Source organism: Phenylobacterium sp. (assembly GCF_036501465.1).
Classification (GTDB): Bacteria; Pseudomonadota; Alphaproteobacteria; order Caulobacterales; family Caulobacteraceae; genus Phenylobacterium.
The window spans coordinates 1-11,511 of the sequence record NZ_DASYAF010000073.1; the positions used below are offsets into that span (position 1 = coordinate 1).

General features: G+C 70.0%; 10 protein-coding genes. 5 read left to right on the plus strand and 5 right to left on the minus strand.

What is annotated here, in order from left to right; all coding sequences use genetic code 11:
* The 3 genes from VGL85_RS07770 to VGL85_RS07780 form a co-directional block, all read right to left on the minus strand.
* The coding region (locus VGL85_RS07770; RefSeq protein WP_331587739.1) for a TonB-dependent receptor plug domain-containing protein at window positions 1-1,039 on the minus strand (1,039 nt) is incomplete at its 3' end.
* A 131-nt stretch (window positions 1,040-1,170) separates the two neighbouring features.
* Window positions 1,171-2,514 (minus strand): MFS transporter, encoded by a 1,344-nt coding sequence (locus VGL85_RS07775; RefSeq protein ID WP_331587741.1) that lies wholly within the window; start codon window positions 2,512-2,514, stop codon window positions 1,171-1,173.
* Window positions 2,515-2,578: 64 nt separating this feature from the next.
* Window positions 2,579-3,292, minus strand: coding sequence for an XRE family transcriptional regulator (locus tag VGL85_RS07780; protein ID WP_331587743.1), 714 nt, complete (start codon window positions 3,290-3,292; stop codon window positions 2,579-2,581).
* Window positions 3,293-3,436: 144 nt separating this feature from the next.
* Here VGL85_RS07780 and VGL85_RS07785 point away from each other — a divergent pair, with 144 nt between their 5' ends.
* Together VGL85_RS07785 and VGL85_RS07790 are read left to right on the plus strand one after the other, a co-directional pair.
* The gene (locus tag VGL85_RS07785; protein WP_331587745.1) at window positions 3,437-5,458 is read left to right on the plus strand and encodes a serine hydrolase domain-containing protein; all 2,022 of its coding nucleotides are present in this window, start codon (window positions 3,437-3,439) and stop codon (window positions 5,456-5,458) included.
* Window positions 5,459-5,460: 2 nt separating this feature from the next.
* Complete coding sequence (locus VGL85_RS07790; protein ID WP_331587747.1) at window positions 5,461-7,053, plus strand: serine hydrolase; 1,593 nt, start codon at window positions 5,461-5,463, stop codon at window positions 7,051-7,053.
* Here the strand turns inward: VGL85_RS07790 and VGL85_RS07795 are convergent.
* Window positions 7,050-8,171, minus strand: a complete 1,122-nt coding sequence (locus VGL85_RS07795) for a hypothetical protein (RefSeq protein ID WP_331587749.1) — start codon at window positions 8,169-8,171, stop codon at window positions 7,050-7,052. The genes VGL85_RS07790 and VGL85_RS07795 overlap by 4 nt on opposite strands.
* A gap of 171 nt (window positions 8,172-8,342) precedes the next feature.
* Here VGL85_RS07795 and VGL85_RS07800 point away from each other — a divergent pair, with 171 nt between their 5' ends.
* From VGL85_RS07800 to VGL85_RS07810, 3 genes are all read left to right on the plus strand, one after another.
* The gene (locus VGL85_RS07800; RefSeq protein ID WP_331587751.1) at window positions 8,343-9,038 is read left to right on the plus strand and encodes an XRE family transcriptional regulator; all 696 of its coding nucleotides are present in this window, start codon (window positions 8,343-8,345) and stop codon (window positions 9,036-9,038) included.
* A gap of 144 nt (window positions 9,039-9,182) precedes the next feature.
* Window positions 9,183-10,187, plus strand: a complete 1,005-nt coding sequence (locus tag VGL85_RS07805; RefSeq protein ID WP_331587753.1) for a dipeptide epimerase — start codon at window positions 9,183-9,185, stop codon at window positions 10,185-10,187.
* 43 nt (window positions 10,188-10,230) lie between these two features.
* Window positions 10,231-10,773, plus strand: coding sequence for a hypothetical protein (locus VGL85_RS07810; protein ID WP_331587755.1), 543 nt, complete (start codon window positions 10,231-10,233; stop codon window positions 10,771-10,773).
* A gap of 54 nt (window positions 10,774-10,827) precedes the next feature.
* Here VGL85_RS07810 and VGL85_RS07815 read toward each other — a convergent pair whose 3' ends face one another.
* A complete protein-coding gene (locus VGL85_RS07815) occupies window positions 10,828-11,415 on the minus strand; it encodes a GDSL-type esterase/lipase family protein (RefSeq protein ID WP_331587758.1) in 588 nt (195 codons plus the stop codon).
* Window positions 11,416-11,511: the final 96 nt, after the last annotated feature.

Consider the following 11,511-nt stretch of genomic DNA (forward strand, 5'->3'; position numbering starts at 1 on the left):
CGTTGGTTTTGAAGACGCTCGACAGCAGGGCGCCCAGCTGGGCGGTGGCGTCCTCGTTGGTGGTCTGGTGCAGCTTGCCGTAGCTGGTCGCCGAGGTCAGGTTCGCCGCCCCGAAGTCATAGGTGATGGTCGCATTGTAGATGCGGTACTGAAGCACGTTGGGCGAGGAGAAGGTGCGGCTCTGGGTCAGGTCGCCGTAGAGCGTCTGCAGGGTGGTCGGATTGAGGTCTTCGGTGTTGCTGCCGCGGCTTGAGATGTCCTGGCCGACGGCGCTCAGCCGGATGGAGAAGTTGTCCATCGGCTTGTAGAGGAAGCCGAACCGGGCCCCGTCGTAGCGGGCGGAGTTGACGTCCTTGGCGCCGCGCAGCGGATCGTCGATGTAGCCGGGCTGCTCGCTGTAGTAGCCGCTGGCGCGGAAGGCCGCGGTCGAGGTCAGGGGGATGTTGACCAAGGCCTTGACCGAGCCGCCGTCACCGCCCGAGTTCAGGCCTTCGCCGTCGATCTCGCCACGCGCTTCGAAGTGCGACGGATCCGGCGCGTTCATCACGAACTTCAGCAGGCCGCCCAGGCTGCTCGCGCCATAGAGGGTGCCTTGTGGGCCGCGCAGCACCTCCAGGCGCTTCATGTCGAAGGTGTCGAGATCGGGCGCGAGCACCGCGCCGTTGGCGAGGCCGGTCACCGAACCGTAGGGCGTCTCGTCGACGTAGGTGCCGATGGTGGCGCTGTCGCCGCCGGCGTTGATGCCGCGCAGGGTCAGGCGCGCCGATCCCGGCTGGGACGAGACGAGGTTCATCCCGGGAACCTGGGTGACGTAGTCCTGGAAGGACACCGCGCGCTGGATGTCGAGGCTCGCGCCGGAAATGGCCGTCACGGACTGCGGGACGTCCTTGACGTTCTCCTCCCGCTTGTCGGCGGTCACCACCAGTTCCTGGACCGAAGGCGAATCGGCGGCGGCAGCAGCGGCAAAACTCGTCGCGGGCGCGGTGATCGCAACGGCGGCGACGCCCGCCAGCCAAGTCAGCTTCGAGACGGCGCTCATAGTATCCCCCTGCGCAAAGCGTTGGCGAAGTTGAACGTCAGTTTTTCAGACTTGGCAAATGCTTTTCAAATCTGAACGCATCGTTCCTGTGGGGTGTGGCTTTGGCGTGAAATCGTCCTGCGACGGAGGGATCAGGCCGCGGCCCGGCGGGCGGCGACGAGGGCGAGCCGATAGAGCCAGAGGGCCGCCAGCGCGCAGGGCAGGGTCACGATCGTGACCGCCGCCCCGACGCTCTTCGGATCGTGGAACAGGTGCTCGACGAGCAGCGCGGGCAGGGCGGCGCCGAGCGCCAGCCCCAGGCCGACGTTGATCAGTGAAACCAGGCTGACGCTGAGGCCGCGCGCGTCGCCCGGGACCACCTCCTGCAAGAGGGTCATGCCCACCGACTGGCCGGTGGTGGATCCGAGCAGCCAGCCGCCCGCCAGCAGGTAGACGAAGGCCGGGCTGGGAGCGACGACGAACAGGGTGCTGAGCGCGCCCAGGACCATGGCCCACACCGCCAGCGTCAGCCGCGCCGGGCGGCCGCCGCGAAGCACCATGCGGTCGGCGAGCAGGCCGGCGCCGAAGGTGCCCAACACGCCGCCGGCGATGACCATGATGCCAAGCACGGCGCCGATCTCGCCCGCGCTGAGCCCGAAGCGCCGGATCAGCAGGGTGGGCGCCCAGGCGAGGATTGCGAAGTCGCCGAGGCTGCTGAGGCCCATGGCGGCGTAGAGCGCGGCCAGGGTCGGGCGCAGGGCATACAGGCCGCGCGCCGCCTGCCCGAACGATGCGCGCGTCTCGCCGACGCCCAGCATATGGCGGCGCGCCGGTTCGGCGACCGTGGCCGCCAGGGCCGCGACGGGCAAGCCCAGCAGGCCCAGCAGCACCAGGGCCGTGCGCCAGGGCGCCAAGGCGCCGAGGATCGGCAGATCCTTCAGCGCCCCGGAGGCGGCCGCCTGCAGGATGAAGCCGCCGAGCGCCAGGGCCACGCCGCCGCCGATCACCATCCCCATCAGGAAGGCGCCGACGCCTGCGCCACGGCGGCGCGCGGCGAAACTGTCGACGATCATCGACATGGCCGCGGGCGTCAGCGCCGCCTCGCCGACGCCAACGAAGGCGCGGGCGACGAACAGGCCGGCGAAGGAATGGGCGAAGCCGCAGGCCAGCGTCGCGACGCTCCAGGTCAGGACGCCGGCGACGATCACCCAGCGACGGGTCAGGACGTCTGCCGCGCGCCCGAGCGCCAGGCCCGCCACCGCATAGATCAGGGCGAAGGCCGCGCCTTGCAGCAGTCCGATCTGCACGTCCGTCAGGCCCAGGTCGGCGCGGATCGGGTCGACCAGCAGGCTGAGGATCTGGCGGTCGCTATAGGACAGGATCGCGCCGATGCAGAAGACGCCGACCGCCCACCAGGCGCGCCGCGGCGAGGGCCAGGGCGGGCTTGCCGCCGCCTCTTCGGCGGTCTCGGCGATGGGCGCTGCGGGTCCGGTCATCTTCATCCGCGCCTTGCATATTGGAAAAGCCGATTCGAGGCGGCGGGCGAGCGGGCCATCCGGCTCACCCGCCCCGCGCGCGCCGGACGCGGCGCGGTTCCCGCCCCGTCGCGCGGCTCGTCGCCGGCGGTTCCGATCTCGCCTGTCCGCCCGAGGCGGCGATCAGCTGCGACTCCTCGCCCGAACAGATGGTCAGGAGCCGGCACGGGCCCGGGCTGGCGGCCAGATAGGCGTGGCCCATGCCGCTGTCGAAATAGATCGAATCCCCGCTCTCCAGCCGCACCGGCGCGTATAGCTCGGTGTGCAACTCGATCACGCCGGACAGCACATAGGCGTATTCCTCGCCGGGGTGGCGGATCAGCTCGCTGAACTCCGACAATGAGCGCGCCAGGATCTCCGAGACGATCGGGACGAACCGCTTGTTGAGCAGGTCGGTCGCCGGATAGAGGCTCTCGTAGGTCTCCGTCTCGATCAGCCGGCCCTCCCCCGCGCGGGTGATGCTGCGGCGCCCCGACAGCCGCCCGGGCGCCGGCGACGGCGCGTTGGAGAACAGCACGCCGATATCGATCTCCAGGCCTTTGCTGATCCGCGCCAGCTTGTCGTAGCTGAGCGACATCTTGTCGTTTTCCAGCTTCGAGAGCGTCGAGACGGGCAGGCCCGTGCGCCGGCTGACCTCGGCCAGGGTCCAGCCGTTTGCGAGGCGCAGGCTCTTCACGACCGCGCCTGGCCTGGCCTGGGTCTCCGCCGAAGCGATGGCTCCGTCCATCTTGATCGACATCCTTGCAGCGCCTCGCGCGCGTCACTCGCTTCGCTCGTCAAGGCAGTATGTTCATATATGAAAACAACTTGCGAAATAAGAAATCCTATGGACTGATCCAGACGCATTTGGCGCGGCTTTGACGCGGCCTTGAGGGGCGAAATCATGCGAGTATTTCCGGGACTGGTCGCCGTCGGTGCGATGCTGCTGGCCCTTGTCGGCGCTGCATCCGCCCAGAGCCCCGCAGCCACGGCGGTCACACCGCCAAAGCCGGACGCCGCCGCTGCGTCTGTCACCAAGCCGGCCGGCGCGCCATCGTCTCCGGCCGCCGCCGCCACTCACGCCCTGACCGCGGAGGACGCCGGGGCGTGGTTCGACGGCCTGGTCCCCGCCGCGATCGCCAAGGGCGATGTGGCGGGCGCGGTCGTGGTGGTGGTGAAGGACGGCCAGCCGATCCTGGAGCGCGGCTACGGCTTTGCGGATGTGAAGGCTCAGAAGCCGGTCGATCCGGCCAGGACGCTGTTCCGGCCGGGGTCGGTCTCCAAGACCCTCACCTGGACGGCCGTGATGCAGCAGGTGCAGGCCGGCAAGATCGACCTCGACGCCGACATCAACACCTACCTCGACTTCAAGATCGCGCCCTACAAGGGCCAGCCGATGACCATGCGCCAGCTGATGACCCACTCCGAAGGGTTCTCGGACGCCGCCAAGGACCTGATCGGCAATGGTTCGAAGTCGGTGATCACCACCGAACAGCTGCTGAAGCGCGGCGCGCCGGAACGCATCTATCCGCCGGGCCAGGTCCCGGCCTACTCCAACTACGGCGCCTCCCTGGCGGGCTACATCGTCCAGCGCGTCTCGGGCGAGCCCTTCGAGCAATATATCGAGCGGCACATCTTCACCCCGCTCGGCATGGCCCACTCGACCTTCGTCGAGCCCTTGCCGGCGAACCTGAAGCCGGACATGGCCAAGGGCTACAAGGTGGCGTCGGGGCCGGCGCAGCCGTTCGAATATGTGCAGCTGGCGCCGGCCGGCGCCCTGTCCGCCACCGGCGACGACATGGCCCGGTTCATGATCGCCCAGCTGAATGACGGCGAGTACCAGGGCCAGCGCATCCTGGACGCCAAGACCGCCCAACTGATGCACAGCCCGCAATTCACCCCGGTGCCGGGCCTGCCCAGCATGGACCTGGGCTTCTATCAGGAGCCGGGCAACGGCCACCGGCTGATCGGCCACGCCGGCGACACCAACTTCTTCCACAGCGACCTGCATCTCTATCTGGACGACCACGTCGGCCTGTTCCTGTCGTTCAACAGCGCCGGTGCGCAGGGCGCGGCCCACACGATCCGCGCCGCGATCCTGAAGGGGTTCACCGACCGCTACTTCCCGGCCCCGCCGCCGCAGGAGCCCACCTGGTCGACCGCGAAAGCCGACGGCGCGAAGCTCGCCGGCTACTATGTGATGAGCCGCCGCTCCGACACCGGCTGGCTGCGGATCACCGCCTTCCTGTTGGGCGAGGCCAAGGTCGTCGCCGACAAGGACGGCGTCGTCACCATCTCCGCCTTCCGCGGCCCCAACAGCAAGCCGAAGCAGTGGCGCGAGGTCGGGCCGTTCCAATACCGCGAGGTGGGCGGCGACGCGCGCATGGCCGTCCTGGTCCGCGACGGCAAGGTCGTCATGATCGCCAGCGACGATCTGCCGCCGGTGATGGCGCTGCAGCCGGTGTCCGCGGCGATGTCCAACGCCTGGAACACGCCGGCCTTCTACCTCACCGGCGTGCTGCTGGCGCTCGGCGCCGCGACCTGGCCGCTGGCCGCCTTCATCCGCTGGCGCTACGGCCACACCTTCGGGCTGACCGGTCGCGCGGCGCTGCTCTATCGCCTGACCCGTCTGGTCTGCGTCATCGACCTGGCCTTCGCCGGCCTCTGGCTCTGGTTCATCGGCATGGCCGAGAGCGACCTTTCCGGCGCCAGCGCCTCCACCGACTGGATCGTCCGCCTGATCCAGCTCGTCGGCCTGGTCGGCGTGGTCGGGATCGCCGCCACGGTCGCCAACGTCGCGGTCGTCTGGCGCTCGGACCGCGGCTGGTTCGCCAAGCTGTCCAGCGTCGGCCTGGCGCTCGCCAGCGTGGGTTTCGCCTGGATCGCCTTCAGCCAGCACCTGATCACCGCCGGCTCGGCCTACTAGCGGTGACGTTCCGGCGCGCGCGGGGCGCTTTCGCGGCGGCGGCCCTCAGCCTCGCCCTGCTGCCGGCCGTGGCTTCGGCCGCGCCGGGCCCGGCCTCGCCGCCCGGGGCGACGCCGAAGGACATCGATCGCCTGGTCGCGCGCGCCCAGGCCGCGTTCCAGGTTCCCGGCGCGTCGGTGGCGATCGTCAAGGACGGGCAGGTGCTGTTCGCCAAGGGCTACGGCGTGCGCCAGGTCGGTCGGCCGGAGCCGGTGGACGCCCAGACCCTGTTCGGCATCGGCTCGAACACCAAGGCTTTCACCGTCGCCGCCCTGGCGATGCTGGTGGACGAGGGCAAGCTGCATTGGGACGACCGGGTGGCCGACCTGATGCCCGGCTTCCGCCTCTACGACCCCTATGTCACCCGCGAGCTGACGGTGCGGGACATCCTCACCCACCGCAGCGGCCTGGGCACGGGCTCCGGCGACCTGATGCTGTTCCCGCCCAGCGATTTCACGCGCGCCGAGATCCTGCACAACCTGCGCTATCTGCCACCGGCCTCGAGCTTCCGCTCCCGCTTCGCCTACGACAACCTGCTCTACATCCTGGCCGGCGAACTGATCCCGCAGCTGACGGGGCAGAGCTGGGAGGACTTCGTCCAGACCCGCATCCTCGACCGGCTGCACACCGGTTGCCGGGCGACCCTGAAGATGATCGACGGCGATCCGGACGTCGCCCGCCCGCACGTGGTCATCGACGGAAAGCTGACCTCGGTCCCGCCCGATCCCAGCACCGCCTATGACGCGGCAGGCTCCATCCAGTGCAACGCCGCGGGCATGGCGGCATGGGCGCAGATCCAGCTCGCCGACGGCAAGCTGCCCGACGGCTCGGCGCTGTTCAGCGCCGCGCAACACCGCCAGATGTGGACGCCACAGACGATCGAGCCCGTGGCGCCGGACGCCCAGGGCCTGACCCGCACCCACTTCCGCGACTACGGCCTGGGCTGGGGCCTGGAGGACTATGACGGCGTCGAGCGCGTCTCGCACACCGGCGGCCTGATCGGCATGGTGACCTACGTGTCCCTGGTCCCGGAGAAGGGCCTGGGCGTCATCGTGCTGACCAACCAGCAGAGCGGGGCCGCGATGTCGGCGATCATGATGAGCCTGCTCGACGCCTTCGTAGGCGCGCCAAAGCGCGACTGGGTGGCCTACTATTCGGCCCGCGACGCCGAGCAGGCGAAGCTGGGGGCTGGCGCGGACCAGAAGGCCGACGCCGCCATCGCGGCGGCCGGCGGCCAAGCGGCGCTGCCGCTCGACGCCTATGTGGGGGTCTACCACGACGTCTGGCGCGGCGACGCGACGGTGCGCCGAGAAGGCGAGCGCCTGCGCCTGGTGTTCAGCCGGACCCAGGGGCTGCAGGGCGATCTCAAGCCCATGACGGGCAACGTCTTCGTGGTGCGCTGGGACGACCGGTCGCTCAAGGCCGACGCCCTGGTCAATTTCCGCACCGGATTCGACGGGACGGTGAGCGGGATGACCATGAAGCCCGTCTCGCCCACCACCGACTTCAGCTTCGACTTCCAGGACCTCGACTTCACCCGGACGGCGGCGCGCTAGGCTGCGTTCGCAACCGCCTCCGGAGGGCGGGTGAGCCGCCAGACGCCCAGCGTCAGCAGCGGCGCCACATAGACCGCCAGCAGGACGTAGGCCAGCCACCGGTAGCCGTCGGCGATCAGGGACACCAGGCCGACCCGATCGGCGACGAACACCGACCCGGCCAGGATCGCCACCGTCACCGCCAGGCGCAGGCGCTTGGAAAGGGTCCGCTGGGCGCGGCGCTGATAGGCGTGGGCGATACGCTCGTTGATGGCGTGGACGCCGCCGGTCCCGCTCTCCAGCAGGGCGGCGAACACCATCAGCTGGAACACCAGGCGGAAAGCCGGCAGGTCGAGCCGGGTCAGCAGGAAGTCCGAGGGCAGCATCTGGCTCTGCACCGCCGGGAAAAAGGCGACCATGGCCGTGAAGAACAGCGCCGCCGGCGCCATCGCCAGCGGGCCCGCCAGCAGCCCGGCCACCACCGCATCGCGGCGCGAGGCGAGGTGGCGGGTCACCGGCAGGATGATCACCGCGCCGATGATGTTGTAGCCGGCGTAGGTGAGGCCGCCGGGGATCCAGCCGGTCATCGGGCCCGGCTGGGCGAACGCCGCGCTGATCCGCTCGCCGAAGTGGCTGAACGCCAGCACGACGAAGATGGCGTAGACGCCGTAGAGCAGGAACGAGACATATTTGAACAGCCGCTCGACCGACTCGTTGCCCCAGGCCGCAAAGAGCGAGATGAGGCCCATGAGGGTCAGGGCGCCGACCAGCGGCGGCAGGCCGAAGACCGCCGCGGCGATCGCCCCGGCGGCGGCGGCGAAGGCCGAGAGGATCACCATGATCGCCGCCAGATAGGCCGCTTCGAACAGCGGCCAGAACCGCCCGAGCAGGTGCTGGAAGAAGGTCCGGTAGTCGAGGCTGCGGGTCTTGAGGGCGAACAGGAAGGTCACCACGCAGACCAGGCTCCAGATCGCGGTGGCCAGCGCCATCGCCGCCAGCCCGCCCCAGGGACCGCTCGGCAGGAAATAGGTGGCGAGTTCGCGGCCGGTGGCGTAGCCGCCGCCGATCACCACGGCTTTGAAGGCCAGGCCCGGCAGGACCCGTCGCCGGAAGCGGCCGGGCGGATGGTTCGCGGTCATCTGGGGTCCCCTCCAGGCCAGGCTTTCATATCTGAAAATCGACCATGCCGTTGATCGGCTGTCGCCGAAAGCCTCCGCGGCGTGCAAGCCTTTCAATATCTGAAACAACCCGGGCCCATAGGTTGCGTCCCAGGGCGCCGCGGCTTATCGCTGGGCGACGGAGATCGCGTGATGGTCGATGAGAAGTCCCTGCTGTCGGCGCGTGTGAAATCGCTGCGCGAGCGACGTGGCTGGTCCATCGCCGAGCTGGCGCGACGGACCGGCGTGTCGGTTTCCATGCTCTGGAAAGTCGAGAACGCCCAGACGACGCTCACCTACGGCAAGCTCGGCATGCTGGCCGCCGGGCTCGAGGTTCCGGTGGGCGAGCTGTTCGCCAATCCCGGCCCGAGCATGCGCAAGGGCGGCCGGCGGGTGATCAACCACAGCGGCTCGGGCCCGTCGGTCGACGTCAATTCGAACCTGCACCACTTCCTGGCGACGGAAATCGCCAGCAAGCACTACTCGCCCTGCATCGTGGACGTACGCGCCGACGGCGACGGCTCGGACGCCGAGACCCACGGGGGCGAGGAGTTCACCTATGTGCTTTCGGGGCGGATCCGGTTCGTCTGCGAAGGCTATGCGACCACCGTCCTCGAGGCGGGCGACAGTGTCTATTTCGACGCCGCCCTCGCCCACCGCTACCTGACCCTGGACGGTGAGCCGGCGCAGATCCTCACCGTCTACTCCCATCCCGAGAACGCGAAGCTGGAAGACGTGGTCGCGCCGGAATCGCGGCCGGTGGCCATGCGCGCCTTCGAAGACCTGCGGGCCGCCAACGAGTCCCCCGCCGCGCCCAAGCCGCGCCGGCAGCCGAAGAAAACCCGCTAGCCCATCGCAGCGATCTTCTGGGGGCGCGACCCTTGGTCCCGCGCGGCTGTTCCGCTGGCGCGATCTTTTAATATATGGAAAGGTAGTTGCGCATCTGGAAAATCCGGTGCGCCCGGTGCGACGCAGGCCAGGGAGTAGACGACGGTGGGCCGGACCCTGACCTTGCGCACGGAAAGCCTGCGGTTCCGCGAGCCGTTCGCGATCAGCGGCTATGTCTTCGAGGCCATGCCGGCCCTGGTCGCCACGATCGGCGATGGCGAGCATCTCGGGCGCGGCGAAGCCTGCGGGGTCTACTATCTGGGCGACGACGCCGATCACATGCTCGCGGCGGCCGAGAGCGTCCGCGCGCCGATCGAGGCCGGGATCGGGCGGGCCGAGCTGCAGGGGCTGTTGCCGCCCGGCGGCGCGCGCAATGCGCTCGACTGCGCGCTCTGGGAGCTGGAGGCGGCGCAGGCCGGCTGCCTGGTCTGGCAACTGGCCGGCCTCGGCGCGCCGAAGCCGCGCGTCAGCACCATGACTGCTGGCGCGGACACCCCGGAGGCCATGGCGCGGGCGGCCGGCGGCTTTGCGGGCGCGCGCGCCATCAAGCTCAAGCTCACCGGGGAGCCCGACCTCGACTGCGCGCGGGTGGCGGCGGTGCGCCGGGCGTTGCCGGGCGTCTGGCTCGGCGTCGACGCCAATCAGGGTTACGGCCGCGCGAGCCTGGAGGCGGTGCTTCCGACCTTCGTCGAGCTCGGCGTGAAACTCGTCGAACAGCCGCTGCCGCGGGGCGAGGAGGCTGGGCTCGACGGGCTCGACTCGCCGATCCCGATCGCGGCGGACGAAAGCGTCCTGTCGAGCGGCGACATGCAGGCGATGCTGGGCCGCTGCAGCGTGATCAACGTCAAGCTCGACAAGTGCGGCGGCCTGACCGAGGCGCTGCGGATGGTCGATCTGGCCCGGCAGCTCGGCTTCGACCTGATGGTCGGCAACATGGGCGGCTCGAGCTGGGCGATGGCCGCGGGGTTCATCGTCGCCCAGGCCTGCGACATCGTCGACCTCGATGGCCCGCTCTGGCTCGCCAGGGACCGTAAGCCGTCGGTCTCCTATCCCGATGGCGCGATCTGGAGCGACGAGACCGTGTGGGGTGGCGGCGTCCGATCCCCGTGACCCATCCAAGGACCTCCGCTTCGAGGGCCGGCAGGACGCGCGGATGAACCTCGTCCAGCTCCGCGGCCAGCTGGCCTGGGGTCTGCTGGACGAGACCCGCGGGATCATTCGCGACATCTCCGGCGGCTTGTCGGCCTGGGCGCCCCTGATCGCTGGCGGCGCGGGCGCCTGGGCCCTGCCGCTCAATGGTCGCGCCGAGCCCCTTCGGCCGCTCGCCGGGATCGAACCGGCGATGTTCAAGCGGGTCATGGTTTCGGCGTCCTGCCCCGCGCAGGGGCGCGCCCTCGGGGTCGTCATGGGCGCCTGCCTGACCGGACGCCGGTCTCCGCTGCAGAGCGTCTGCGGCTATGTCGGGGTGACCTGGGAGGCCGGCGAGCCGAGGCCCGGCCCCATCCTTGTCACCGGCGAGGAATTCGCAGAGCGCGCTCCTGGTGGTCAGGCGGATCGCCTGGCCGTGGCGCTGCTGGCGCGGGAGGAGACCGCGGCGCTCGCGACCGGGGACCTGGTCATCGTCCCATGGACCGATCCGGCGCCGGACCTCGTGGATATCTTCTGGCGGCAGCCGACGACGGCCAAGCGGCCCTGACCCAGGGGTCGCCTGAACCCCGCAAGCGTTGCAGCATCTGGCCAGACCTAAGCTTCAACGGCGCGCGCGCAGGGCCTCGGCGACCACAGGCGCCAGCGCCTGAGCGATAATGCGTTCGCCGGCCGCGTTCGGATGGACGCCGTCCGGCTGGCGCAGGCCTGGGCCGACGCCGGCGAAGAGGTTCGGATAGAAGATCGCGCCGTTCGCCTCGGCGATGTCGCGCTGCATCCGGCCCAGGCCGCCGTTCTCCGCCACGATCACGCTGACGCCGCGGGCGACCAGCTGCCGCACGATGCCGTCGAGGCTGTCGTGGGTCATGGCCTGCGGCAGGCCCAGCCTGCGGTCGTTGCCGCCGAACTCGACGACGCAGACGGCGGTGTCCCTGCGCACCGAGGCGTTCAGGCGCGCCAGCCCGCCCGGCGAGGGATCGCCCGGCACGCCGGCGTTGCGCACCACGGCGCTGACGCCCAAGGCGGCCAGGGCCAGTTCGAGCTGGCGGGCCAGGCCGTCGGCCGGCGCCAGGCCATAGCCGGCGACGATGGAGTCGCCGAACAGGGTGACGACGGGCGCCGGCTGGCCCTGCGCGGCGGAGGCTGCGGCCGCGGCGGCGAGGCAACCCAAAAGGAGAATGCGTCTATGCATCGGCTTGCGGCGGAATGGCTTGTGGAACGGGATTCGAATCCGTCCGATCATCGCCAGCCTAGCAGACCTGCGAAGACAGGCCGAACGCAAGGGAGC